Below are 25,986 nucleotides of genomic sequence, written 5' to 3' on the forward strand. Positions count from 1 at the left end.
CCTGGGTCAGCTGTCGGTATCCCATGCTCTGCTTCACTTTGGTCGGTAAAGTCGAGAGGGTACCGGCGCTGGCCCTCCTTCCTCTACTGTGTGATCCAAAGTGCTGCGGTTATTCTATGAATCCAGGTTCTGTGAGAATGATGGCTTTTGGTTCGATGCAATTGCTTCTTACACTTCCGGCACTAACTTGATGTCTTATGGCTGTAAGCGTCACGGTTACCGTATTGACAATGACTTTGCCACTTTCACATCCTGCGTTGCAAAAGCTAATAGTCAAGACCCTGAAGCTTTCGGTGTTGGTTATCTAATTGGTGGCCCGAGAAACAAGGCATTTGTTACATTTCTTGGTTGTATGGCTTTCCAGAATCACAAAGTGGGTTTTTACATTCCTTCGGGTGTAACTAAGGCGACACCGACGCTGATTGGTGGTCGTTATGAAGGCTTGATCGCTAACGTCCTTAATGATGGCGCCAATTCTAAGATTGGTTCGCTTATGTCCAACAATGGCAATATGGGGTCTGGCACTACAGAACCAGAAGCTTCTGGCTTTCATGTTGCTGGAAAGAAAATGGCTGGTAAGTTAGGTGATACTGGAAACGCTGGCCAATTTGCTATTAGCCCAGAGAGTTCCAATTCAAAACGTCTTTCTTTTGAGTATGACGATACTGCCAATATGGCACGCATTCAAGCTATAGAAGCAGGCATTTCACACCGTATCTTACAGGTTAATCCCTACGGCGGTCATGTTACGGTTGGTAAAGGTACGTTCGACAGCACTCTGGTGCTGAATAATCACTACCTATGGGTAGACGCCAGCAGTCGATTACGTATTAGCTATGGGCCTCCGGCTTCAGCCAATGCTGGTGTAGTAGTCGGCTCACAAGCCTAAATGGGCTTCTAGTTAGTAGTTTTAAAGCAACTGACTGGAAATTAAATATTCGTACTATCAAGTTTTATAACCCTGCTAACTCAACTATAGATCCGATGCGGAGGTTGCTTCACTGATAAGCTCTAGCTGTAGTAGTTGTTCTTGTTGGCAGGGTTGTAAATTTAGATTTATATAAAGGAGAGAGCTAGGATGTCGATGAGAAAGAGTGATGCAGGATGTGTTGATTAAATGGTAAGTTGTAGGGGGTGTTTAAAAAGTTTATGGTATTTTTGAAATAAAACATACTGGGTTGAAAATAAGTGTGTGTAAGAATGCAACAGCTGCCGAGGGTTAACCGGCAGTTTATCACAAGTATAAATATTGTTTACTAAGCGTTGTTTGTAGAGTCGTCGGGTATGTTGTGGGTGCCTTTCTTAGCGATTTCAGGCTCGGGCTCAATGACTACCTCGGTTTCCAGCCAATGTTTTTCCAGTGCCGCCAAGGCTATTTCATAACAATCGTCGATATGGCTGTTACCCATGTACTTCATGGCGGCGAAGCTAATGCTGCCTGCCACAGCGCTACCTACGAAGGGGACGAACTTAGCAACGCCTTTGGAAGCAACCTTGACCCCCATTCTGCTGAGCAGCGTCATAATAAGTGCTTTTGTAATGTATTTTCCCGCCATCTTGCTGCCGGTATTTGAAATGACCGTCATCACAAAAAGCTTGGATTCTGTATCCAGGCTGTCGATCTGTTCAGGCGTTAACCCAAATTTTTCATTAATTTTGGGAATTAACCGCATCAATATGGCGACGTCTGAGCCAATATCTAAGCCTGGTATGGGTATAACCGCAGTGCCAGCTGACAGGCTTGAGCTCTTCGTTACCATCGAACGGCATGACTGTTTAATGGCTTCGAGCTCTTCTAGTGACTCGATCATATAAGATCCTTTATTCACGAACGGCAAGCTCCTTATGCGGCCCCAACTCATTGATTTACCTAGGCAGGCTGAACAAACCAGCCAAGGGAACGACATCATGTACGTTAGGGCGGAGTATAGTTGACCCTCCGTATCTTGCCCTAAGCGCCGCTACCGGACTAAGCGACGTTATCGGCAGGCGGTTATCCAACGCGAATAGGCAATGCGATGATAAATCGCTGTCGTTTCTTTAGGGACGGTTTTGACGTAATACCATCAAACCCGTCATTAATACCATAGCCATACCTGGCCAAGTTATAGCGCCTGCCAATCCTGTTGAGAAGGGGGGCTTTGTTGGGGTAGGGCATTCAGCGGCTCTTTCTCTTCTTCGTCCACACTCAATGCTCTCTTCCCAGGGGCTATGCGACGACCCTCCATTTATCTTGACCTCAAGTTAACCTGAGGTTTTAAAGTAAGCGCCGATTCTTATTTTAGCAATGGCCGATAAAGGGTGGGCAGTGGGTATGCGCAATAGCAATTCGAGATCAATACCGTTGGTAAGAACGATCCTTCTGATCATTCTGATTGGGCTCAACCTGAGGCCATCCATGGCGGCTATTGGCCCGCTGGTTGAGGCAATCCGGTATGATGTGAGTCTTTCATTTACACAGCTGTCGCTTTTAACCACGTTACCGGTACTAGCGATGGGGTTGGGGTGTTTTGTTAGCGCGTTGCTTGCAAAGCGGATCGGCTTTAATAGCGTGATTACCCTGGCGCTTGCGTCGATTGCTTTATCGGACGCGTTACACTGGTTTGGCTTCGGGTATACAGGCTTATGGGCAGCCGCGCTGGGCGCCGGCATTGGCATAGCCTTTATCCAGGCGGCACTTCCTGCGGTGATAAAACAGGCGGCAGTCGAGAAAACCCCGATGGTGATGGGGTTCTACATTGCCTCCATCATGGGGGGCGCGGCTCTCGCCTCTGCCATTACGCCTGTGGTGAGTGATTATATTGGCTGGCAGAGCGCCTTGGCGTTATGGGGACTTTTAGCACTTGCAGGGCTCGTTTGCTGGGTGATGCGCAGGCAAGTACTGCCAGCCCCTAGTCAAAACAACAGTGTTAGCATCGCTTTTTCAGCGATGGCTCGGCAGCCTCGGTTTTGGTCGTTGGCGATTTTCTTTGGTTTAGGTACGGCGGGTTATACCTGCCTTCTGGCTTGGATTCCGCCCACCTTTATCAATTTAGGCTGGTCTCAAACGCAAGCGGGGCTGGCGCTTAGTTGGCTAACTGCCATTGAGGTGATGGCTGGCCTAACGTTTCCCATACTGGCTCAACAGATGAAAGACCGTCGCCCGGTGTTATTGCTGGTGCTTCTGTTATCGGTGGCGGGCTTTTTGCTTCTTGGGCTAATGCCTAAAACAATGGCTTGGTTGGCAACCGCGCTGCTGGGGTTAGGAATTGGAGGCCTTTTTCCCTTAAGCTTGATCATCACTATGGATCACTCAGACGATCCCGTGCTAGCGGGCCAGCTTGCTGCTTGGGTACAAGGGATCGGCTATCTCATCGCCTCTTTAGCACCTATCGCGGCGGGGTTGATAAAAGACTTACTGGGAGGGTTTGAGCAGGCATGGCTGATGCTTGGGGTGATTTTTATTGGGCTGATAGTGATGAGCCTACGTTTTGATCAATCTAAAGCACCCCAACAGCTACACTTTAGTTAGCGAAAAGGGCTTCTAGGCAAACTAAATGGAAAAGACGAAACGCTAGTGTCCTCGGTTCGTTAGCGTTCTGTTTAATCCGCCCACTGCCAGGGCGGCTCGTCCAGCCATCCCTGACCGAGGATAACGGTCTCGCCAAACTCTTTATCCAGCGCGATAGAGTTGCAGGCCTGATCTTGCTCCAGTGTCGCCACCAGGCGCGGCGCGTGGGAGACCACCCACACCTGAGTTTCCCTCGATGCACGGATAATCAGGCGGCCCAAGGCGGGAAGCAAATCCGGATGTAGACTGGTTTCTGGCTCATTCAACACTAGCAAGGAAGGCGGCCTGGGTGTGAGCAGCGCCGCCACCAGCAACAGATAGCGAAGCGTGCCGTCTGATAGTTCGGACTGGTTTAAGGGGCGCAACAGCCCCTTTTGTAGAAACTGCAGTAGAAAGCGATTCCCAGCATCGGCCCCAAAATCAATCGTTGCGCCGGGGAAGGCGTCTTCAATTGCCTCATACAAGGCCTTTCGGTCGCCAATCTCGTGTATGGTGCGCAATGCGGCCACTAGGCTGTGGCCATCGTGATCCAGCACCGGGGTACGGGTACCGATTTGCGGTGTGCGGATGATGGAGTGCGGATCGGTTCGGAACTGATCGTAGAAGCGCCAATGACGAATAGTTTGCCGAACCGCATGGACTTCAGGCACGGCGATCGGGTCACTGATTTCGTTCAGAATGCTTTCGTAACTGTTAAGGTGGGCGCCGTAAACCTGCCATTTACGACCTGCACGCACTTTGACCACAGACCCAACTCGGTCAATCAAACAGCTGCTGGGTCGGCAAACATCGCCTGCCCAAATGCATTCCCGTTTTATTTCGGGGTCGAACTGGAACATGGACGGGTCTTGGTAGCCCGCAAAGCCCTGAGGTGCGGGCATCCCCAATGAAATGGCGTAGCCGAAATCTTCACCCACAAAACCCAGCCTAAGCCGGGGACTGTTTTTCTTGGCAGTGCCCTCGATGGGATCGAAGCCGTCTCTCATGCCTCTGGTGAGTTTTTCCGGGCCAGCCCAGAAGGTGTTATCAAGCCCGCCTTCTTGAGCAATCGATGAGATAAGATTGCCTTTGGCTGTTTCTGCCAATAACCGCAGCGCTTTGTATAAATTGGATTTGCCGCACCCGTTGGGCCCAGTCACTACATTGAGACTCGACAGGGGAGAGACAACGTTTTTCAGGCTGCGGTAGTTGGATACGGCAAAGGTGTTGATCATAGCGTTGGGGGCTGGCTGCTCTTAGCATCGTGGAAATACCAGTTTAGCCCCAAGTGCACCCTCACTAGAAGACATCGATAGTTGGAGATTTTAAGTGCCGCTTGAGGGGCAGAATGCTCATGTCCGCGATTTCGGCGAGGGTTTTGGTCGGCAGTTGCCTTTATTCTGTATGAGCTGTCTGACGAGAGTGTCAGGCGGGCATCACTTCTTCTCAATATTAAAAGATTCTCGGAAATATATAGAAAGACTGGATCAGGCAAGAAAGGAAGAGTATTTGGCATTCTTATTCGTTCATTTTGAATCTATCATTCATGTGCTGATGATGCGACTAGCAAACCAAGCCTTCTTCTCTAAAAGAGCTGATTAACTCACATGTAGGAAGTTAGAGGGGAAGCGATCCATGAGTTGCTTTTAGCTCAGTAGGTTGATCGAATAGTTAAACGTAAGGAGTGAATCATGAAATTTTTAAATGCGGCCTTAATTATTGCATTAATGCTTTCTTCAGGCGTAGCACTTGCTGAAAGAGGCTCGGATGAAGATAATAGAATTGTTTATTCTGGATCGACATCTGCAGACAGCGGCACACAGGATATTCCGGCCTCCCAGGTACTTTCTGACAACCCTTGAACGAACCTAATAGGGGCGGTTGTAGGTAGTGTGTTCTAAAGTGACTTAAAGTCATTGAAACTACTCGGTGGCATGTAGATTTAAATTTCTCACATGTCACTGGGTTTATTGAGAGATGGCTAATTATTTAAGGATAAGGAGTGAATTATGAAGATTTCAAAAGCAGCCTAAATTTTCACCTTGGTGCTTTTCTAAGGTGTAGCATCCGTTGAGAGAGGTTCCGGTGAAGATAAAGAGATTGCTTATCTCGAGTTAATGTCTTCGCAGCAAGCGAAAGTTTTTTTATCATCTGATGCGCTGGTTATAAAATTTAAAGCGAACTATTGATTTTGATATGGAAAATAAACGGGCGAGCCTAGGATTACTAGGCTCGCCCGTTTATTTTCAGACTTCTATTTGATTCAATAGGATTGAGGTTTTACGCTACCTTCCGGGCTGAGGTCTCAGTAGCCAAGCACAACCTTTGCTCCGTTAGAAATTAAGTGTTGCCATAAATTATGCTTATCGCTACCTTTCTCGTTTGTGTGATGAATGGCGGCCAACGCATGGGCTTGCCGTGTCCAATCCATCACCGAATCGACCATCACGTTTCACGTGGGTAATCCACATATCCGGCCGCGCCGCCTCCATACCAGGTTTCTCGTGAGGGCACGGGCGCGAGTGGAACACCACGCTGTAGTCGCTCGACAAGGTCAGGGTTAGATAAATAGAGTCCCCCAAACGCTGCTGCATCTGCGGTACCTGACGCAATCACCCCCTCAGCTCTAGCCTTGTCCAGCCCGCCATTGGCAATTATGGAGCCATCGAAGAACGGGCGGAAATGTCTGGCGGTTCCTTCGTTCAACGCCTCGGCCGGCGTTCCGGTCAAATCCTCGGGCGACTCCTGGAGCTGGAGATAGGCGATCTTCAATGCGGAAACCCGGGATACAAGGCGCTCGTACGTCGGCAGCGTTGCCGCCGTGGGCTGCAGGTCTCCCATACCAACCGCTGGACTCAGCTTCAAACCAACTCTTCCCGGGCGCCATTCAGAAATCATGGCCTCCAGAACCTCTAGGGGAAAGCGGATCCGATTCTCGACACTTCCACCGTATTCATCATCACGAAGATTAAACTTGTCACTCAGGAATTGAGGAATCAGAAAGCCGACGGTTCCATGCAGTTCGACACCGTCGAACCCTGCCTGCTGAGCGAGACGGGTCGCGCGAGCATAATCCTCAATCGTACGTTCTATATCCCCGAGCGTCATCGCTCCTGGCGTGGTCGTTTGCTGAAAGCTGCCAGCAAACACCTGGTGATTCAGGTTCACCGCTGAAGGCGCTAGAGGTAACGCACCGCCAAGCAAGTCTGGATGCGAGGCCGCGCCGCAATGCCCAAGTTGCACGAAGATCCGACCACCGGCCTCATGAACCGCCTCGGTTACCGGCTTCCAGCCCTCCATCTGTTTGTCGTTGAAGAGGCCGGGCACATCGACTGCACCGACTGCCTCGCGGCTCGGCCAAGTTCCTTCGCTGAGGATCAGCCCGGCTGACGCCCGTTGCTTGTAATACTCGACCTGCAGCGGGATCGGGATCAGTTCGGGATTGCTGGTTCGCGCCCGTGACATGGAAGCCATGATGATGCGATTTTGCAGTTCGACCTCGCCGAGTTTGACCGGATTGAACAATATGCTGTCGTGGTTATTCATTAGATTTTCCTCAGAATTTCAGGATAATGTTGCCGCTCTTACCCGGTGCCGTTACCGCGTTGATCGCCTTGTCGAGCTCTTTCAGAGTGAACTCGCTGCTGCCGCCGAACACGTTCTTCTGGGCTAGGCCGACCTCGATCGCAGCACGCATGTCGGCATCGCGTTCTTTCGGTGTTGTGTCGTCCTGCCAGGTCAGAATGGTCGTACCGGTCACGGTAAGCGCCTTATGCGAATAGAGCGTCATATCCGACGGTGCGTCTGCGAGGGTGCCGTACAATACGACGCGCCCCTTGGTGGCTAGGAGGCGAGATAGGTCAGTCAGCATCGGGCCGCCAACCCCATCCACAGCTAGTGCAATATCGCCACGCGCCACGTTGCGCACCTCGTACTGCCACCCCTCGGCATTGGTGCTGATCACATGGCCGCCGGGCAGGATGCCTCGGAGCAAATCCGCGCTCTTTGGTTCGCGCACTAGGCGGATCGGTTCTAACCCTTCTTGCAATGCAAAAATCGTAATGAGCTTACCCACTGCCGAGTTTGCGGCTGACTGAAGAATGAGACGCGGCCTTGGCGACATATCTCGCAAGCCGAGACGGAGCACTTGGCGTGCGATGATGGTGTTGATAATGACCTGAGTCGACACGTCGTCCGAGAGCTCGCCCGGCAGCGCGACGAGCGACGTCACCGGTACGGCCGCATAACTCTGCCAGGCACCCGGAGCAAAGAAGGCGACCCGCATTCCAGGGGCAAGTCCTGTCCCTTCCAGCGCGCCTGGCGCGGCCTTCTCAATGATCCCAGCGGCTTCAAACCCTGGGACGCGGCCACTGGGAAGCGGCTCGGATGGATTCGAATAACGTGCCGCGATCAGTTGCAAATCCCCCGGATGAATCATGCTGCGGGTGACCCTGACGAGTACCTCACCGGCGCCGAGGGGCTGGTCAAAAGTCGCATCTTCGACCTGGAGTACTTCGTTGGGATCGCCGTAGCGGTATTGGATGATGCGCTGTCCTGTACGTTTTTGAGTGTCCATATCATTGCCTTGCTATCGTTCGCCATTGAAGGCAGGAAAGGAACGCGGTGCAGGCCAAGGCAGGAAAAAGTCATGGCCAGCAAGCGGTGCGCCCACCGCCTGTATGCGTCCGCCTTGGCGCAGGGTTCCCAGGTCGATTGGGGCAAAACCGAAACTCTCGAAGAGATCCGCGACTTCAGTCTTCGCAGCACTGTCGTCGCCCGAGACGAACACCACCCGACGAAAGTCGCCAGAGGTGGGATCCAGTTCGAAGTTCGTCATGAAGAGCGAGTTCATCGCCTTGACGACACGCGCCCCAGGCGTGAGTGATGCGACCATCTCGCTGGAGCTTCCGTCACCAAAGTCGACGAGCCCCCCATCCTCGAAGCCATTGGTGGCATCGATCAATATCTGTCCATGCCATGTGGGCAGCGATCCCAGAGCCGCATCGACTCCCGGCCAGGGCACCGCAAGCAGTACCATCGGATTCTCGACCGCATCCTCAGGCGTGACGGCGTTCGCCAACGGCTCGAGATCATCTACCAGAGCAGCCAGCTTGTCTGGGCCGCGACGACTGCTGAGGACGACGGTGTGCCCGGCTCCTATCGCCTTGCGGGCGAACGCCTGAGCCACTTGACCCGCGCCAATGATGCCGATGTTCATGTTTCCACCTCTCATGGTTAGATCCGTCAATGCGGTTTTGATGTGCCTAACGACGAGCCACCGAGCTGAAGAACCCGAACAGAAGCTGGATGGTCGCGTCGGGTTTTTCTTCAGCGATGAAGTGGCCGCTGTCGTTCATGTTGACGTAAGCACTGTAGGTCGGGCAGTATACTTAATACAAGTATGCACCTTTTGGTAAGTAGGGAGATCGAAATGAAAACAGCCAATATTATTCCTCCGTTTACGTGTGGTCTGGACGCCACATTTCGCGTAATAGGAGGTAAGTGGAAGCCGCTGATCCTCTTTTTCCTGCATGATGGATCGAAGCGTTATGGCGAGCTGAAGCGCTGCGTTCGGGGGGTTAGCGACAAGATGCTCATCCAGCAGCTCAAAGAGCTGGAATCCGATGGTGTCGTATCAAGAACCGATCACAAGGAGATCCCGCCGCGCGTGGACTATGCTCTGACGTCAAGCGGTCGGAGCCTCTCACGCGCTCTGGTTCCGCTGTGCGAATGGGGAACAGAGAATTCGGACATGATCGCTTCAGCTCTCGCCAAGCGTGGAGAAGCCTGATTGCAGATCAAAAAATGGCATGTTGTCTAACATATCGTTCTTCATTCGACGCCGTTTCCAACGCCACCGAGCGTGGTGGCACGATATTCAGCGTCACCGTATGGCGCCCGTCCAGCCGCCGAATGCTGTCCGTGTTGACAGACTCGTTCAGGTCGGCCAGCGCGGAAAGCGGTAGCACCGACGTGCGAATAGCCCATTAAGCTCTGATGCCCACACGTTAGGCATTCTTTACGAGACCGGATATACGCTAGCAGTCGACTGTGCCGCTATGACCTTCTGTGCTTGTAGACGAGGAGGAGTCCATATACACGCTGCTTATTTCTGCCAGCAAGTATTATCGGGGGCTGCTTTTCTCAGAGCCTGCGGCCAAGTCGTTATTAATGATTAATTCGTCATTTGATATTCAGCACAGCAATTAAGAAGTGGATTAGGCCAACAAAAATATAACTAAAAGAGCCCCTACGCCTGCCACTCCTATTGTATTGGTGCACTCTAGTATCTCATCCTCAATATCACTCAGTAGCCAAGCTGTAGTGCTTTTTGATTTTATTTTGGAAAAGATTAAGGCCGTAGTGCTAGCTTCAACGCTGAAGACGGCAATGACGCTTTCAATTGATCCAGCATTAAGAAGCATCAGCAGTTAACGTTATTGTAATGCGTAAAGCAAAGCACTGTGAATGGCTTAGTGTTCCAGGGGATTCCGGGAACCAAATATTTGAGAATGACGTTTTCTCTTTCATGTATAGCGTTACAAAAAAATGCTTGGATAGTGAAAGTATAGATATAACCATTTTATTGCACCTATTCTCCATGAGCCCCGAAAAGCTCAGTCGGGGAGGGACGTCGATTAGTCTCCTGTTACCTCGCGAATACCATCGAGGAGGTCGTAAAAATAGGGATTCCAGGTCAGGCGAGCGTGGTATTTTTTCGCGTCGCTCTGTCCCCATGCGCCGAACCAGAGGGCGTTGGTGTCATCGGGTGGCGCGAGACCGTCCTGGCCGTTTTCCAGCATAAGATAGCTACCCGCTTGACCGTAATAGGTATTCTCGGGCGCAAACAGCACATTCATGTGGGAAAAGTTGCTGATTCGCCGGTCGGGAAGGTGGCTGGTAAAGGCGGTGACGCGGGGGGCGTCAAGGTGCTGTGGTGGATCGCCGTACCAGATGAAGCGCGATTGTTGGTTGGGAAAGCGGTTTTGAAAGGCAATGAGCGTCGCGTTGGGGTCAAGGACACTATCATGTTGACTCATCGTCATCAGGACAGGTTTATTAAAGTGTGAGGTTTTGAGATTTTTTTGCACGGTACTGACCGAGTGATAATAGAGCGAGGCCCCTCGCGCAGGAAATGATTGGTAAGTGACGATATTGTCTTCATCATCGATATCGAGCCAGTCCCATAAATAGGCAATGGTCGGGGCGAGAAATAGATAGTGGGTATCGGGGTAAAATCCAGGAGAAAACAGCAGCAGGCCATCGACATTGTCGTCTGTGAACGCATGAGAGGTGACCAGGTTACCTCCGGTTGAGAAACCGCCAAGCCAAAGTTCATCGACCTCGGCTGCCAGCAGTTTGGCGTGATGGGCAATTATTTTTTCCCAATCATCATTATCAGGCAGCATAAGATCGGCAGGGCGTGTGCCGTGGCCAGGCAGAAGAATGGAGCGAACCAGCCAGCCGTCATTCGCCATGGCTGTGGCGATATCGATGAAATACCACGGGCTTGCGCCCAGTCCATGAACTAACAGGATACCGCGTTTCGCCGGTTTATCCGGGCGGAGTTCGAACGGCGTATTGAGCTCTATTTCAAGGTCGTGATCTTCGCTGATGAAAGCGCGGTTATCCGCAATCCATTCACGTGTATCGTGCACATATTGATCGAAACTCTCCTGATCATAGCGAGGCAGATTTTCTGAGGGTTGAAAACCAGGGAAATCCGGCGGCACGGCGCAGGAAGTCAGCAGAAAGAGTGTGAAAAGTAGAACGCTAAGGCGGCTAATCATGGAACCCTCTCTGTCGGTGCTTGCCTCTAACAGAGAGTCACAAATGTGCTCCCTCTTACTTAGAATGGTCGGGCAGGCGGGCTATGTAGTGTTTAACAAGCAGCGTTATTATTTCGACTGTTACGGTTATTTAACTGTTTAAGGCAAACCCCGGCAGCACTGCCTCGGCCTCGATAGCGATTAACCATTCTGGTTCGGCAAGGCCGTACACAATCAACCAAGTAGCAGCCGGCGGGGCGGTGGGGAAACGATGCTTCAGCGCCTCCATTACCACTTGCTGGTCGTAGCGAGCGGATTCGGCTAAGTAGATTCTCAACATCACCACCCGCAAGAGATCGCCGCCGAGGCTTGATAGCAATCGTTCGATATTGTTCAGCGCTGCTTCGGTCTGCTCGGGAAGTTCAGGGCCCGCTAAATGGCCTTCGGCATCGACCCCTACCTGGCTGGACATCAGCACCCGGGAGCCTCCCTGAACTAATACGGCTTGGCTGTGACCTTCGATCAAGGTATCGGGCAGGTTGGGCGGATTTAGGGGCTTGCGTCTTAAAATTTGCATGACCACCTCGTTGATAAGTGATGTAGGGCGCTGTTTACAGGGATTAACCCTAGGCTTCTTTGCGTAGCGTCATGATCAACCCGGGATGGGCGTTGTGAGCCGAAAGCACCCAGCCGTGTGCCATGGCGATTTCCTGGCAGATGGCCAGCCCCAAACCAGCACCATGGTCGCGTCGATGTGCACCTCGCCAGAAACGAGAGAACAGCAGAGACAGCTGTTCAGGCTCGACGCCAGACCCTCGGTCACGCACGGTTATCGTATTGCTCTGGATTTCCATGCTGACGAGAGTCTGCGCGGGGGCATGCTGGATGGCGTTCTCCAGCAAGTTCTTGAGCAGAGTGAAGCATGCCCCGTGATCAGCCTTCCATGTCACCCCTTGATCCGCGGCAAGCACCGTTAAATGCACGTCGGCGGACTCCGCCATGCGTTGCAAGTAGATGGAAGCTTCGTGGGCGATGTCGTGCATTCGAACAACGCTAAACTGGTAGTTGTGCGCCTCGCTCGCTTCGGCCAGAAGTAGCAGTTGTTGCACCTGGCGGGTCATGTACTCGACATCGCTCAATAGCGCCTTGCGGTCATTTCGCCCTTCCTCGAGCAACTCAACCTGCCCGCGGATCAGCGCCAGGGGCGTTTTTAACTCGTGGGCCGCGTGGCCGAGAAACTCCTGCTGCAGGCGATAACCCCGCTCAAGGCGTTCCAGAGCGTGATTGAAGCTATGTACCAGCGGGGCAATTTCCACAGGCACGGCGTCCGTATCGAGCCGGGCGTCTATAGAGCGCGGCGAGATAGCCGCCGCCGATTTGGAAACATCGCGCAGCGGCTTGAGGGTTAAGCGCAAGGTAATGTAGGCGCATAGACCGAAGGCAACGAACATGACAAAGCCAAACACCAGTACGCCCGCTGCCACCAGTGGAAAGGCGACGAGATAGAGGATATCAACGAATCTTGAACTGGCGACGAACTGCAGATACCACGTTCTTTCACCATGCTCAAAGGGCTCCGTGGCACCGTAGAAAGTTCTGTCGTCATACTCAAAGGAAAAGGTGCCCCGCGCCAAACGTAGAACCTCGCCGTCGGCTGGCCAGAAAGCTTCTCTGGCACTCGAGGTCACCGCCACGTTCCCGGCATCATCCAGAATACGGTACGCCGTTTCGGGTTGTGGGCCTTCGTATAGCCAAGCGCGGTCGTCCATGCTGGCGTCGAAACCAACGGGCCGGCCACGACTGTCGAACTCGACATTGTCCACCAGCCCATCGGCCGCGTCGGCCATATCCATACGAGGCAGTAGATCGCTCTGAAGCACCACTGCTGCGGCAATTACCAGCAGTGTGATACTCAGCACCATACCTGCCAAATAGGCCAGCAGCACCTTCAGCCTCAGGCTATTGAGCGTCATCCGCTTGACGAAGCGCATATCCCATCCCTCTCACGTTGGCGATCCGCTGGCGCGAACCGATGGCAAGCAGCTTGCGGCGTAAACGGTGCAGGGCGACATCCAAGGCGTTCGGTGTCACCGCCTCGCTTAGCCCCCAGGCCGCTGCTTCCAGCGCGCTGCGGCGAACTACCTCATCGTGCTTATATAACAGCAACTGCATGATGTGCAGCTCCGCCGGGGCGAGGGTAATGCTCTTGTCGCCGCTAAACAGAACGCCGCTTTCCGTATGCAGCCTCAGGTCGCCGTGAATGGGGTCGATTGAATGGAATTCCGCAGGGCGGCGTAGCAAGGCACGGACACGTGCCACCATCTCATCCATGGCAAACGGCTTGGGGAGGTAGTCGTCGGCACCGGCTTCGAGGCCTTCTAGCCTGTCATGCAGCGCATCGCGAGCCGTTAACACCAGGCAGGGCACGCTAAGGCCCGCGTTGCGCAACTTCTTGAGCAATAGCAGCCCATCGCCATCCGGCAAGCCACGATCGAGTACCAGTGCCTGGTAGGGCATCTGCTGAACGGCAGCCCAAGCCGAATCGATGCGGTCGACCACATCAACGCCGATACCGGCGTCCACCAGCCCTTTGCACATCAAGTGGGCTAGCCGGTCATGATCCTCGATCAGCAGTATGCGGCTCATCAGAATGTATAAAGATAGCCAACTAACACGGCGTTTTGGGTCGAACGATCCACCAGTGGGCTATCTTTGATTTCGTTCGCTAGGCTCGTGACCTCAACGCCTAACAGCACAGAGTGATGCTGGTCAAACTGGTACACGCCGCGCACCCCCGCCTCGATATTGGTAGCCGACTCTCCCTTATAGGCGGGGCGATCGAAGCGAACCTCATTATCGCGAACGCCGAAGTAGTAATCGACGTTCTTGTCGTCCTGCCAGGACGCCCCCACGTGTGGGGTTACCATTATATGTTCGCCGAATTCCCACGTTCTCTCCAGGCCAAGATCGAAGCGATGTCCGTCGCTGTTGCCGGAGACGTCGGTGAGCCATTCGGCACTAACATCAACGAAGTCGGTCTCCCATTCCATTTTGGCCCCCGCCCAAAATCCGCCCTTGCGCTCACGCATGCCGTTGAGAATCGGGGCATCGCCTGGCTCGTAGCCGCTCTCATCGTACTGGGCGACGATGCCGAAATTGAGCTGTTGTGAGTCGTTGATGACAAGACTCGGCAGTTTAAATTCGATTTCCGGTCCGAAGACACTAATGTACCGGTTTTCGATCAGGAACAAGGGAAATGGGGTGTTTTCCCTGTCGATACCGGCATAGGGATCCTGTTCGCTTATTGCGCCTACGCCCAATCCCCAAGTGGTTTCGTCTGAGTCCTCTTCGTCGGCGAACGCCAACGGAGAGACAATAACAAGACCACCGATACATGCGGCTGTCGCCAATCTTATAGTGATGAGGCGGCCGTTCAGTAATAGCGACTGATGATAACTCATGGTGGCACTCCTAGCATGGTTTGAAAGTGAGAGTGGTTTGAAAGTGCCATCATCAGGAGCGCTATCTTACGCGTTTCTTACTGGTGCCGGATTTATTTAAAACGTGACGTCAGTAAGAAATGAGAAAGGAAGGCAGGCCGATAGTGGTTCAACTGAAATTCTTGGATTTTCTTTTTCATCAATGAATTGAACCCTTTGAAGCAGGCCTGGATTATGCCATTTCCAAAACGAAAAAGTTGTTTCGGCATTATGATTGTCGTGATTGCTAGCGCTGCCGCGCTGGCATGTATGCAGGCGGTGTCGTCGGAAAGTGATGCCGTCGCCGAACCGACGGCGCAGCCCTCACTATCAGTCAACGTGACGACATTAGAACCTCAGACGCTTCCAACGACGATTGCGGCCAATGGTGATATTGCTGCGTGGCAGGAGATCATTATCGGTACCGAAATCGGTGGCCTGCGGCTGGTAGACGTCAAGGTAGACGTGGGTGATGAGGTCACGGAAGGGCAGGTGCTGGCCGTTTATAACGATACAACGGTGCGCGCAGAGCTGGCTAGGAGCCGCGCCGCCGTGGCGGAAGCCGAGGCGACGCTTGCGGAAGCAACGGCCAACGCCCAGCGTGCCCGAAGTTTGAAAACCACCGGCTCGCTTTCAGAGCAGCAGATTCAGCAATACGAAACCGCCGAACTTACAGCCCGTGCGCGGTTAGGCGTTGCGCAAGCGCAGAATGAAGCCCAAGCGCTACGCTTGGCTCAGACGCAGGTTGCCGCCCCAGACGACGGTTTGATTACCTCCCGCACGGCCACTGTTGGCGCTGTTACAGGCGCCGGTCAGGAGCTGTTCCGATTGACGCGCCACGGTCGGCTGGAGTGGCGGGCCGAGGTCGCCGCGTCCGATCTGAATAAGCTGCGACCCGGCCAGACTGCCAGGATAAGCCTGCCTGGCGGCTACGACCTCGAAGGGCGCTTGCGCACCATTGCGCCGCTAGTGGACACCGCTACACGCAATGGGCTGGTTTATGTCGACCTACCGTTAAGCGACATCGCTCGGTCGGGAATGTTTGCACGGGGTGAATTTGAACTGGGCAGCCGCCAAGTGATGACGCTTCCCCGTGCCGCGGTGCAACTACGCGACGGCTTTGGCTATGTACATCGCGTCAGCGGTGAAGGCCAGATAACGGAGCAGAAAGTTGCCTTGGGCCAGCACACAGAGGATCGAATCGAAATTCTCTCCGGCCTTGAACCTGGCGCCTTGGTGGTCGCCTCGGGCGGTGCTTTTCTTGGCAACGGTGATCAGGTGCGGGTGGTTGAGACCGACGCCGAGGAGGGGGTATGACACTGAATACCTCATCCTGGGCGATTCGCAACCCTATTCCGGTTGTTCTGCTCTTCATCCTATTGACCTTCTGGGGGCTCATCTCCTTCCGAGGCTTGTTTATTCAGGACTTGCCGGATGTACAGCTGCCCCTCGTAGAGGTATCCGCCTCGTTGCCGGGGGCGGCTCCCGCCTTAATGGAGAACGAGGTTGCCCGCAAGATCGAGGACTCCATCGCTACCGTCTCCGGCGTCAAAAACATCTCTACAACGCTGACGGATGGCAATGCCGACATTGCTATTGAATTCAGACTGGAAAAGTCCTTGCAAGAGGCTCTGGAGGATGTGCGCGACGCTGTTGCTCGCATCCGCTCGGATCTACCCGCCGACCTGCGTGATCCAGTGATTCGGAAGGGTGAGTTTTTCAGTGAGCCGATTGTACGCTACGCGGTGAGCTCCTCCGATCTAGACGATGAGGCACTCTCCTGGTTCGTCGATGACAAAATGACCAAGGCCGTCTTGTCGGTGCCAGGCGTTGGCTCGGTTCGGCGTATCGGCGGGGTCGATCGCGAAGTCCGCGTGGCATTGGATCCGAACCGCCTGCTGGCGATGAACACGACAGCGTTGGATATCTCACACCAGCTGCGCCAGGCGCAGTTGGAGGCGCCCGGTGGGCGCGTGGATGTCGGCGGAGCCGAACAGGCCGTGCGCATCATCGCCAACGCTGAATCCGCAGCCGAGCTGGCGAAGATGGAGCTGGCACTCAGCGATGGCCGCCGTATTCGCCTTGATGAGGTGGCGACGGTTACCGATACCGTGGCCGAGCGGCGCTCAATTGCATTCTTGGATGGAGTGCCCGTCGTCGGCTTAGAGATGACCCGTGCCGAGGGGTACGGCGAGGTGGATGTGGCCGAGGGCGTGCAGTCTGCGCTCGCGGCGTTGCAGGTGCAATATCCCCATGTCGAGATCGAAGAAGCCTTCAATTTTGTTGGGCCGGTGCTGGAGAACTACCAGGGCTCCATGCATATGTTATTCGAGGGCATGGCGCTGGCGGTGCTGGTGGTATTCTGCTTCCTGCGCAATTGGCGGGCCACACTGATTGCGGCGGTTACGCTTCCGCTGTCGATCATCCCCACCTTCGCTTTCATGCACCTGATGGGCTTCTCGCTCAATGTGGTGACGTTGCTGGCGCTCTCGCTGGTGATCGGGATGTTGGTGGACGATGCCATTGTCGAGATTGAGAATATCGAACGGCATCTGCTAATGGGCAAGCCCCCGCGCCAGGCCGCCATGGATGCGGCGGCAGAAATCGGCTTGGCTGTGGTCGCCACCACCTTTACGTTGATTGCCGTTTTTCTGCCCACAGCATTTATGAGCGGCACCGTCGGGCAATTCTTCGTTCAGTTCGGTTGGACGGCCTCTGTGGCAGTACTGTTCTCGCTGTTGGTGGCGCGCCTTCTCACGCCCATGCTGGCTGCGTATCTGTTGCGCAAACCCCATCTGCATCATCGCGACCCAGCGTGGATTAGCTACTATCTGGTTGTCGCCCGTTGGTGCCTGCGCCACCGCAAGACAACCCTCCTCGCGGCGGCGGCCTGCTTTGCAGGCGGTATCTGGCTGGCTTCGACCCTGCCGGGTACCTTCATACCCCCCGATGATGGTTCCCAGACGCAGGCGACGCTCACCTTGCCGCCCGGTAGCACCTTTTCTGAAGCGGAGGCGCTTGCCGAGCAGGCACGCTCACGACTAGAGACGCAACAGCATGTAGTCAGCGTCTTCGCGGCCGTCGGTGAGGACTCCGGCAGCAGTGACTCTGATGTGACCTCGGTGGAACTGACCGTTGGTTTGGCGGATCGCGCAACCCGCGCGGGCGTTACGCAGCAAGACATAGAGCAGCAGTTACGCATTGCACTCGCCACGCTTCCCGGCGTGCGAACTCGCGTAGGCGACGAGGGGGATGGCTATGAGTTGGTGCTCGCCGGTGAGGATAGCCGAGTGCTTGAACTGCATGCCCGCCAAGTCGAGCGGGAGATGCGCGCCATTCCCGGCATCGGCGCGGTGAGTTCGACGGCCAGCCTGGTCAGGCCTGAACTCATTGTACGCCCTGATTTTGCCCGTGCCGCCGACCTTGGGGCCTCGGCTCAGGCCATCGCCGATACGTTGCGCATCGCGACAGTGGGCGATAACGCCGAGGACCTTCCTAAGTTGAACTTCAGCTCGCGTCAGGTGCCGGTGATGGTTCGGCTGGCGGATGCCGCTCGGGAGGATATGGCGACCCTTAAACGGCTACCAGTGCCTGGTGCGAATGGGCCAGTGCCGCTTGAGAGTGTGGCCTCCTTCGAGTGGAGCAGCGGTCCTTCGGAAATCACCCGGCATGATCGTCTGCGCAACGTCAATTTCGAGGTGAGCCTGCAAGGGCAGCCTTTGGGAGAAATCGAGCAGGCCGTGCAGGCACTGCCCAGTTTACGTCAGTTGCCACGCGGCGTGTTTCAGACAGCAGAAGGCGATGCAGAGGAAATGGAGGAGCTTGCCTCAAGCTTCGGGATTGCCATGCTGACCGGCGTGCTGTGTATCTATATGTTGCTGGTGCTGCTGCTCAAGGATTTCATGCAGCCGGTCACTATTCTGGTGGCTCTGGTGCTCTCCGTACCTGGGGCTTTCCTGGCGTTGTTCCTCACGCAGACGCCCGTGTCGCTGCCTGCCATGATCGGATTGATCATGCTGATGGGCATCGCCACCAAGAACTCAATCCTGCTGGTGGACTACATCATTATCGCCCGTCGGGTGCATGGGTTGGAACGCGTGGACGCCATTATTGATGCCTGCAAAAAACGTGTCCGGCCCATCGTGATGACCACCATTGCCATGGGGGCGGGCATGATGCCGATCGCCCTAGGATGGGCTGGCGATCCCAGCTTTCGGGCCCCCATGGCCTTAGTGGTCATTGGCGGGTTGATCACGTCGACGCTGTTGAGCCTGCTGGTCATTCCTGTTGTTTACAGCTGTATTGACGATTTTGTGAACTGGCTGCGACGCTTGACGGAAAACTGCAGGGTGATAACAACGGCTGAGAGTGATTAATATTGGGCAAAATCTAGGAGGGTGACTAATGCGTTCAGAAAAAGACAAGATGCTAGCAGGAGAGCTCTATAACCCTGCTGATCCGCTACTGCTAAAAGAGCGTGAAGAAACAAGGCGACAAGTGAGGCTCTACAATCACGTATTGGAAACTGACGCCCAGCGCTTGAAAGCCTTGAAATCGTTGTTCGGATCGACGGGAGAAAACCTCTATATAGAAGCTAATTTACGCTTGGATTACGGGTATAACATTCATGTAGGCGAAAACTTTTTCGCTAACTTCGACTGTATCCTGCTAGATGTTTGTGAAATACGCTTTGGCGATAACTGCATGCTTGGGCCGAATGTGCAGATTTATACGGCGACCCATCCGCTTGATCCGCATGAGCGCAATGCGGGTAAAGAATACGCAAAGCCGATTACGTTTGGCGATAACGTCTGGATTGGTGGCGGCGCCATCATTAATCCAGGCGTTAGAGTAGGCAATAACGTGGTCATAGCGTCGGGCGCTGTTGTAACCAAGGATGTACCCGATAATGTGGTGGTAGGCGGTAATCCTGCTCGCATAATTAAAAATATTGCAGTGAAGGGTGGGTAATCGTTAGCTTGCGTTGAGGTAAGGGCTTGTCTTCTATCCTTGTATTCGCTCTGAGAATGGTTGACCGACGTGAATGGACAAATGCACTGTGGCCATCAGCAAACAGTGCATGTGCGAGTTAGAAGGCTAGAGGATAGGGGAGCTCACATCTTGCTGAGCATCTCGACCGCTTGATCGAAGTGTCCGTCACGCCCTGCCCAGCGTAAGAAATTGACTTTCTCCACCAAAATTTCCTTGGGTGTCGGTTGCTGTTGAAACAGTGTCATGACCTCTTCGATGTAATCATTGAGCGGCATATAGCCTTCACGGGTCGACTGGCCCGGCGTCAGCTCCGTCTGCACCGCAGGGGGCGCAAGCTCGATGAGCTCGACCTTACCCTTGAGCTGCTCGCGTAGTGAGATTGTGTAAGAGTGGATGGCTGCCTTGGTGGCGTTATAGGTGGGCGTGCCGCTTAACGGCACAAACGCTAACCCCGAGGAGACGTTCACGATCGCCGCGTCTGGCTGGTTTACCAGATGGTCGGTCAGTGCGTTCGTTAGCCGGATCGGCCCGAGTAGATTGGCAACGACTGTCTGCTCGGCATCGCTCAGGTCGCGGGTGCGGGACAAGTCCTCGCGCCGCATAATGCCCGCATTGTTGATCAGTACATTGAGGTTGGGGTGCTCGGCGATGACACGCTCAGCAAAGGCGGTGATCTCCTCTGGATCCTCAACATCGACAACCATCGCGTGCATGTCGCGCTGGCCAGCAATGGTCTCCTCCAGCGTTTCCATGCGCCGACCGGCGACGATCACGGTGTTGCCAAGCGCATTGAAACGTAAGGCAAGTTCACGACCAATCCCGGAGCCACCGCCGGTGATAAGTATGGTGTTTCCTGACATTTTCATGGTTTAACTCTCCGTCTACTTTTAGAGGCGAATGCCACTCACTTTTTACCAATTTGGCGGCGGCGGGGCTTGCCAGCATCTACAAAAAACTTGCCTGATCCTGTAGGCGAGAAGAAAAGCCTTCATCGCCATGCTAACGTTGAGCCGAAACGCTAGAGAAAAGCTCATGAACTCACTCAAACAGGCGGTTCAGACGTATGCCAAACGTCACGCCAATAGCGATGGTTTGGCGTTAACATCCGTGCCGGGCCTGCGAATGATGTGCGTCGAGGCGCCAGCTGGCGATCTGCAATCGGTCTATAAGCCACTGGTATGTTTGGTTCTCCAGGGCGCCAAGCGCATTCTTGTTGGGAAACAACAAGCGGTCTTGTCCGCCGGGGAGTCGGTGATCGTCAGCGCTGATATGCCCGTGGTGGGTAGGATTGTGCAGGCAAGTACGGAGGAGCCCTATCTAGCCGTTGCGGTCGAGCTGGATAGGGCGATCCTGCGTGAGCTAGCCGCTCATATAGGGAGTGCCCATGCCCAGCAACTACCCGAGATACCGACCTTATTTGCCGAAGATAGTGAAGTCGAGGTGATTGACTGCGTATCAAGGCTGATGAAACTGCTGGATCGCCCTGATTCAGCGCCGCTTCTTCGCCCAGGCATCATGCAGGAGTTGCATTACTGGCTGCTGTCGGGCCCTCAGGGGGCCGCTTTACGGGATATCGCCGACCCGGATAGCTACGCGAGCCACCTTGCTGACGCCATTGCACTCTTGCGAGCCGAGTACACGTCTCGGGTGTCGGTGGAGCAACTAGCGGCAAAGGCAGGCATGAGCCTCAGCTCGTTTCACAAACACTTCAAGCACATGACCTCGCTAACGCCGGGACAGTATCAACAGCGGCTGCGTTTGATTGAAGCGCGCCGCCTCATGCTCGACGAGGGATGCTCCGCGAGTAATGCTGCCTTTGAGGTCGGTTACGAGAGCGTATCGCAATTCACTCGCGAATACGGCCGTCTTTTTCAAACACCACCGAAGCGCGATGCTCTCCGCTATCAAAAATCTCTCCAAGCCGTTAATGGAGACGTTCCTGAAGCGCAACGAATAGGCGCTTGAGTGAAGACAATGCATAGCGGGAGTTGCATATTAAGTCACTTCATCTCTGTCCGCAGAGAGCGCCACCTCCTTATACGCTTCGAGCGACTCAAGCCTTTCTTTTAGCGCATGGCTAATGGAGTCATAGGCCGTGCTGCCTAACGTAATACGCAGTGGTGGGTTCGGCATGTCAGTTATGTTAATGATGGCATCAACGGTGTTGCCTGCATCGCCTTTAATGGCCAAGTCTCCTGACGCCAGTGCTCTACGCAGCTCGCCTGCTGGGGTATCTTCATAGATCGTCGTCGTGGGTGTGCGATCCAGTCCTTCAGCAAAGTGAGTGGCCGTGGGGCCCGGCTCGGCGATAACGAAATCAATACCAAATGGCGCGACCTCCTTTGCCACGGATTCGACGAACCCCTCGATGCCCCACTTCGTGGCGTGATAAAGGCTGAAGCTTGGATAGGCGATCTGGCCGCCCTCTGACGATACCTGAACGATGCGGCCGCCCCCTTGTTCACGTAAATGTGGCAGTACGGTGCGAAGGAACTGGATAGAGCCTGTGAGGTTGGTCGCGATTTGCCGCTCAATCTGTTCATCGCTGGCTTCTTCGGCAGCTCCAAAGAGTCCATACCCCGCATTGCTGACGACCACATCGATTCGATCGAACGTAGTGAACGCTTGCGAAACGGCATCTCTCATCGTCGACGTATCCGTCACGTCGAAGGTCAGTATCTGCAAGCGATCACCATGCAGGGCGAGCAAGTCGTCCAGCGAACCCTTGCGGCGTAGCGTTGCTATAACGCGGTCGCCGCGTTCAAGCAGCCGTTCAGTGAGTAGTCGGCCAAGGCCGGTGGATGTGCCTGTGATAAGCCAGGTTTTAGCCATGAGATATCTCCTAAGTCATTCATTAAATGTTGCAAGACAAAGGTTAGGGCAGTAAAACTGGTAAGGGAATGCTCATCAATTGGCACGAGGAGGTGAAATTTATTCACCAATGAGTAAGCCAACGTTAACCGACCTCAAGGCGTTTCAGGCCGTGGCGGAGCACCGTAGCTTTCGCCGAGCAGCCGACCTGATGGGAGTCAGCCGCTCTTCACTCAGCCATACTGTGCGCACGCTTGAGCAACGGTTGGGCACCCGGCTGCTGCACCGAACCACACGTAGTGTCTCGCTGACAGAGAGCGGCGAGCGGCTGTTATTACGGCTGAGTCCTCTATTGAGCGACTTGGAGTCAATCCTTGAGGATGCTTCCAGCGCCGAAGGAAAGATCACGGGGCGGCTGCGTATCAATGGCAGTGAAGGAGCCGTGCGGCTGTTGCTGCAAACCGTGGTGCCGCGTTTTCTTGCCCTTCATGATGGCGTCGAGCTTGATCTCGTGGCCGAGGGGCGGCTGGTTGATATTGTCGATCAGGGGTTTGATGCGGGCGTAAGACTGAGAGAGGCGGTTCCCCAGGATATGATCGCCATCCCTGTGGGTCATGAGCTGCGCTTTCTTGCCGTTGCCTCCCCAGACTATCTGCGTGGCCGTGTGGTACCAAAGACACCGGACGATCTGGCCTCTCACCAGTGCATAAGGCAAAGGCTGCCGAGCGGTAAACTCTACCGCTGGGAGTTTCAGCAGCATGGCCAGGATGTGGCGGTAGATGTGCCCGGTGCGCTGACCTTGGACAGTAGCCAACTGATGGTGGAGGCCGCCGCGGATGATTTAGGCATAGCCTATGTGCCAGAGCCCTATGCACAAGATTATTTGAGGGATGGGAGGTTGGTCACCGTGCTAGAAGAGTGGTGTCCAAGCATTCCCGGTCTATTTCTCTACTATCCGAATAACCGGCATGTGCCGCCTAGCCTGCGGGCTTTTATTGATTTGCTACGAGCGTTGCAGGGTTAGTTTGCGCTTGTTGTGACTTAATTCATACAACAACTCATACCATCAAAGCCTCTATTAAAATTACGGTTATTTCTAGCCAGTGAACGGTGGTGACAAGCATTTAGCTGTTCAAGACGAACCCCGGTAGTACAGCTTCAGCCTCGATAGCAATTAACCATTCCGGTTCGGCAAGGCCGTACACAATTAACCAAGTGGCAGCCGGCGGTGCGACAGGGAAGCGATGCTTCAACGCCTCCATCACCACTTGCTGATCGTAGCGAGCGGATTCGGCTAAGTAGATTCTTAGCATCACCACTCGTGAGAGATCGCCACCGAGGCCTGTTAGCAACCGTTCGACATTGTCCAGCGCCGCTTCGGTCTGCTCGGCCAGCTCAGGGCCCGCCAACTCTCCTGCGGAATCCATCCCCACCTGGCTAGACATCAGCACCCGGGTGCCTCCCTCTACTAATACGGCTTGGCTATGTCCCTCAATCAAGGTATCGGGCAGGTTGGGCGGATTTAGGAGCTTGCGTTTTAAAATATGCATAGTAACCTTGATGGTAAGCCAATATGATAATTAGCAAAAAGTATCGATTGATCAATCGCACTTGATACTCTTTCGACCTATGACTACCGCCGAATAGTTACTTAGAGAAACTTAACTATCAGGCGGTAAAAGATGAATGCGTGGCTAGACGATTAAGCTTAATTTCTCTATTTTTTCTTATGGACATTAAATCTGAATTAAAATAGGTTCCAGTAAGTAGCGCATAAGACAATCATCGCCAACAAGTCTGTTAGCGTTGTGAGTGTGGCTGTAGCGATTTTTTGGTCGGAATTAACATAGAATGGCTATTACCAAGGCTCTTTTGCAATTTTGCCCAAGGAAGCCGCCCGTGGGCCCATTATCAGGCAATAGTGCTACCATGACGCACACCCGAGCCGCTTCTAATTCAGTTTGCGCACCTGAGCCACCACCGTTCAGGGCAGTAGCAGTAAAGCCGGGTGCGACCGAATTTACCTTTATTCTCGTATCATGAAGTTCTTTGGCTAAAAGCACCGTTGTCATGTTTAAAGCCGCTTTCGTGCGGTTTATAACTTGCTGGCAAGTTCCCCCAGACGAGATAGTCGACGACCTTGATACTGTTGTTTTCAGTTTGATCGCTGTAGTGACCGGCGGACGCGCCAGATCTATGTTTTGCTGCGTCGGTAAGTCGTAAGGCTAGTGAAGTGAAAATAGGAGAATTCCGCTACACGAGAATCAATGGTCGCAATTCTTCTTCACACCATTGCCTGAAGCTGGTCGGCATGCTGTTTTCAGGCGTGTGATTGAGTGCGTTATCGATCCCCTCGTTCTTTGCCTTTGCCATGTCGGTTAGGCCTTGAGCCATGGCATCTGACATTCCTCGTTGAACGAAGCCAGTCTTGTACGTTTCGAAAGAAACCTGCTCATAAATTACGGGCTTATCCAAAACGTCGGACATGATTCTCGCCATTTCATTGAAGGAGAGGTCTTCCGGCCCTAACACTGGCACTTCTTCTTGGCTGCGCCAAGTTGGATCAAGTAGAAGCCCTGTGGCGACCGAAGCGATATCTCTGGTGGCAACGGCCGGTAGTTTGAGGTCACCATCAATAGGTAGAAAGAATCTACCCTGTTCGTGGATAGAGGAAGCCTGGCGAGCAATATTATCCATAAACGAAGGCATGGTTAGCGCTCTAAACGCCACTCCCGTACTCGCAATCAAGTCGTCCATTGCCAGAGAGGCAGTGACGTAACCGGCATTTGCCGCCATTGGTGTACCCCTTCCTAGCGCCGAGATACTGACCACACTTCCTAAGCCATTCCGCTTGATTGCCTCGCAGGCGGGGCGGGTGAAGTCTACATAGGCACTCATAACACTTTCTGCGCGAGAGTCCGGAGGGCATAGCCAGAACAGACTGCTGGCTCCCTCTAGGGCCTGATCCATGACACTCGCATCGCTGTGTGAGCCCTGAATGACCTCGACCTGATCAAGTACTTGCGCTGGAAGGCGCGATGGATCGCGCACGATAACGCGAATCTTCGCATCACTGGAACTGGTTAGTAAATTTGTCAGTACTTGCGAACCAATATTGCCAGTCGGCGCAGTCACGACGATTCGAGTGCCAGTTGTGCGGTTGGTTGCATTCGCCAGAGGCGATATTGCTAGGCTCATAGCTAAGCCTGCACCGGCACCCAAAGCGAGGCCGCTAAGAAATTGGCGCCGAGCAACATCATTTACCCCTATGCATTGCTCACTGTGATGAAGTTGTTTGTTGTCCATGTTTCATCTCCTTTGACTGAGAAGTGGAACCGTATCGTGTTCTATTGGATAAGTTGCGTAGATACTGCTCCTGTTCAATCAGTATTTCCTGTTCCATGTC

The 25,986-nt window shown here is 53.9% G+C and carries 25 protein-coding genes; 10 read left to right on the forward strand and 15 right to left on the reverse strand.

The annotated features are described in order from the left end of the window. The first annotated feature begins 100 nt into the window (after positions 1-100). Entirely contained in the window at positions 101-889 is a 789-nt protein-coding gene (locus tag E0L35_RS03660) for a hypothetical protein (RefSeq protein ID WP_138799630.1), read from the forward strand. 367 nt (positions 890-1,256) lie between these two features. Here the strand turns inward: E0L35_RS03660 and E0L35_RS03665 are convergent, their stop codons facing one another. Beyond that, on the reverse strand, positions 1,257-1,811 hold the full coding sequence (locus E0L35_RS03665) for a hypothetical protein (protein ID WP_051430603.1): 555 nt from the start codon (positions 1,809-1,811) through the stop codon (positions 1,257-1,259). A gap of 294 nt (positions 1,812-2,105) precedes the next feature. Then, positions 2,106-2,228: a hypothetical protein gene (locus E0L35_RS26820; RefSeq protein ID WP_255200352.1), complete on the reverse strand. Its 123-nt coding sequence runs from the start codon at positions 2,226-2,228 to the stop codon at positions 2,106-2,108. A 170-nt stretch (positions 2,229-2,398) separates the two neighbouring features. On the opposite strand from E0L35_RS26820, the gene E0L35_RS03670 reads away from it, so the two are divergent. Continuing rightward, positions 2,399-3,511 carry an MFS transporter gene (locus tag E0L35_RS03670; protein ID WP_249362082.1) on the forward strand — a complete coding sequence of 371 codons (1,113 nt, stop codon included), beginning with the start codon at positions 2,399-2,401 and terminating at the stop codon, positions 3,509-3,511. A 71-nt stretch (positions 3,512-3,582) separates the two neighbouring features. On the opposite strand, the gene E0L35_RS03675 is transcribed toward E0L35_RS03670, so the two are convergent. Continuing rightward, positions 3,583-4,764 (reverse strand): AAA family ATPase, encoded by a 1,182-nt coding sequence (locus tag E0L35_RS03675; RefSeq protein ID WP_138799632.1) that lies wholly within the window; start codon positions 4,762-4,764, stop codon positions 3,583-3,585. A gap of 94 nt (positions 4,765-4,858) precedes the next feature. On the opposite strand from E0L35_RS03675, the gene E0L35_RS03680 reads away from it, so the two are divergent. Further along, complete coding sequence (locus E0L35_RS03680; RefSeq protein WP_138799633.1) at positions 4,859-5,131, forward strand: hypothetical protein; 273 nt, start codon at positions 4,859-4,861, stop codon at positions 5,129-5,131. Positions 5,132-5,220: 89 nt separating this feature from the next. Then, positions 5,221-5,391, forward strand: coding sequence for a hypothetical protein (locus E0L35_RS26220; RefSeq protein ID WP_171051106.1), 171 nt, complete (start codon positions 5,221-5,223; stop codon positions 5,389-5,391). Positions 5,392-5,974: 583 nt separating this feature from the next. On the opposite strand, the gene E0L35_RS03685 is transcribed toward E0L35_RS26220, so the two are convergent. Genes E0L35_RS03685 through E0L35_RS03695 form a run of 3 tightly spaced genes read right to left on the reverse strand, consistent with a single transcriptional unit; the run spans position 5,975 to position 8,747 of the window. Beyond that, positions 5,975-7,075: an alkene reductase gene (locus E0L35_RS03685; RefSeq protein WP_138799634.1), complete on the reverse strand. Its 1,101-nt coding sequence runs from the start codon at positions 7,073-7,075 to the stop codon at positions 5,975-5,977. 10 nt (positions 7,076-7,085) lie between these two features. Further along, entirely contained in the window at positions 7,086-8,105 is a 1,020-nt protein-coding gene (locus E0L35_RS03690; protein WP_138799635.1) for a hypothetical protein, read from the reverse strand. A gap of 12 nt (positions 8,106-8,117) precedes the next feature. Beyond that, positions 8,118-8,747, reverse strand: a complete 630-nt coding sequence (locus E0L35_RS03695; RefSeq protein WP_138799636.1) for an NADPH-dependent F420 reductase — start codon at positions 8,745-8,747, stop codon at positions 8,118-8,120. Between the two features lie 213 nt (positions 8,748-8,960). Here E0L35_RS03695 and E0L35_RS03700 point away from each other — a divergent pair, with 213 nt between their 5' ends. Continuing rightward, entirely contained in the window at positions 8,961-9,320 is a 360-nt protein-coding gene (locus tag E0L35_RS03700; protein WP_138799637.1) for a helix-turn-helix domain-containing protein, read from the forward strand. A gap of 847 nt (positions 9,321-10,167) precedes the next feature. Here the strand turns inward: E0L35_RS03700 and E0L35_RS03705 are convergent. The 5 genes from E0L35_RS03705 to E0L35_RS03725 form a co-directional block, all read right to left on the reverse strand. Continuing rightward, the gene (locus E0L35_RS03705; RefSeq protein ID WP_138799638.1) at positions 10,168-11,319 is read right to left on the reverse strand and encodes an alpha/beta fold hydrolase; all 1,152 of its coding nucleotides are present in this window, start codon (positions 11,317-11,319) and stop codon (positions 10,168-10,170) included. A 130-nt stretch (positions 11,320-11,449) separates the two neighbouring features. After that, positions 11,450-11,875 carry a Rid family hydrolase gene (locus E0L35_RS03710; RefSeq protein ID WP_039858846.1) on the reverse strand — a complete coding sequence of 142 codons (426 nt, stop codon included), beginning with the start codon at positions 11,873-11,875 and terminating at the stop codon, positions 11,450-11,452. A gap of 49 nt (positions 11,876-11,924) precedes the next feature. Continuing rightward, a complete protein-coding gene (locus E0L35_RS03715) occupies positions 11,925-13,289 on the reverse strand; it encodes an ATP-binding protein (RefSeq protein WP_138799639.1) in 1,365 nt (454 codons plus the stop codon). Then, positions 13,258-13,944: a response regulator transcription factor gene (locus E0L35_RS03720; protein ID WP_009286853.1), complete on the reverse strand. Its 687-nt coding sequence runs from the start codon at positions 13,942-13,944 to the stop codon at positions 13,258-13,260. Before E0L35_RS03720 ends, E0L35_RS03715 begins: the two co-directional genes overlap by 32 nt. Continuing rightward, complete coding sequence (locus E0L35_RS03725; RefSeq protein WP_009286854.1) at positions 13,944-14,759, reverse strand: MipA/OmpV family protein; 816 nt, start codon at positions 14,757-14,759, stop codon at positions 13,944-13,946. Before E0L35_RS03725 ends, E0L35_RS03720 begins: the two co-directional genes overlap by 1 nt. A 213-nt stretch (positions 14,760-14,972) precedes the next feature. Here E0L35_RS03725 and E0L35_RS03730 point away from each other — a divergent pair, with 213 nt between their 5' ends. From E0L35_RS03730 to E0L35_RS03740, 3 genes are read left to right on the forward strand one after another with little or no spacing between them, the layout of a single operon-like run. Then, positions 14,973-16,094: an efflux RND transporter periplasmic adaptor subunit gene (locus tag E0L35_RS03730; protein ID WP_236557238.1), complete on the forward strand. Its 1,122-nt coding sequence runs from the start codon at positions 14,973-14,975 to the stop codon at positions 16,092-16,094. Then, complete coding sequence (locus E0L35_RS03735) at positions 16,091-19,153, forward strand: efflux RND transporter permease subunit (RefSeq protein ID WP_138799641.1); 3,063 nt, start codon at positions 16,091-16,093, stop codon at positions 19,151-19,153. The genes E0L35_RS03730 and E0L35_RS03735 overlap by 4 nt, the downstream gene beginning before the upstream one ends. A gap of 28 nt (positions 19,154-19,181) precedes the next feature. Then, positions 19,182-19,748: a sugar O-acetyltransferase gene (locus tag E0L35_RS03740; protein WP_022519832.1), complete on the forward strand. Its 567-nt coding sequence runs from the start codon at positions 19,182-19,184 to the stop codon at positions 19,746-19,748. Positions 19,749-19,891: 143 nt separating this feature from the next. Here E0L35_RS03740 and E0L35_RS03745 read toward each other — a convergent pair whose 3' ends face one another. After that, positions 19,892-20,635, reverse strand: a complete 744-nt coding sequence (locus E0L35_RS03745; protein ID WP_138799642.1) for an SDR family oxidoreductase — start codon at positions 20,633-20,635, stop codon at positions 19,892-19,894. Positions 20,636-20,801: 166 nt separating this feature from the next. Between E0L35_RS03745 and E0L35_RS03750 the strand changes: the two genes are divergently transcribed. Further along, complete coding sequence (locus tag E0L35_RS03750; protein ID WP_022519834.1) at positions 20,802-21,734, forward strand: AraC family transcriptional regulator; 933 nt, start codon at positions 20,802-20,804, stop codon at positions 21,732-21,734. 30 nt (positions 21,735-21,764) lie between these two features. Here E0L35_RS03750 and E0L35_RS03755 read toward each other — a convergent pair whose 3' ends face one another. Continuing rightward, positions 21,765-22,601 (reverse strand): SDR family oxidoreductase, encoded by an 837-nt coding sequence (locus tag E0L35_RS03755; RefSeq protein ID WP_138799643.1) that lies wholly within the window; start codon positions 22,599-22,601, stop codon positions 21,765-21,767. A 109-nt stretch (positions 22,602-22,710) separates the two neighbouring features. Between E0L35_RS03755 and E0L35_RS03760 the strand changes: the two genes are divergently transcribed. Further along, complete coding sequence (locus E0L35_RS03760; protein WP_138799644.1) at positions 22,711-23,604, forward strand: LysR family transcriptional regulator; 894 nt, start codon at positions 22,711-22,713, stop codon at positions 23,602-23,604. Positions 23,605-23,704: 100 nt separating this feature from the next. On the opposite strand, the gene E0L35_RS03765 is transcribed toward E0L35_RS03760, so the two are convergent. Then, complete coding sequence (locus tag E0L35_RS03765; RefSeq protein ID WP_022519837.1) at positions 23,705-24,130, reverse strand: Rid family hydrolase; 426 nt, start codon at positions 24,128-24,130, stop codon at positions 23,705-23,707. Between the two features lie 703 nt (positions 24,131-24,833). Beyond that, positions 24,834-25,886, reverse strand: a complete 1,053-nt coding sequence (locus tag E0L35_RS03775) for an NmrA family NAD(P)-binding protein (RefSeq protein ID WP_212751652.1) — start codon at positions 25,884-25,886, stop codon at positions 24,834-24,836. Between the last annotated feature and the right edge of the window lie 100 nt (positions 25,887-25,986).

Origin of the sequence: Halomonas sp. ATBC28, from assembly GCF_005937175.1 — a bacterium.
Lineage (GTDB): Bacteria > Pseudomonadota > Gammaproteobacteria > Pseudomonadales > Halomonadaceae > Vreelandella > Vreelandella titanicae.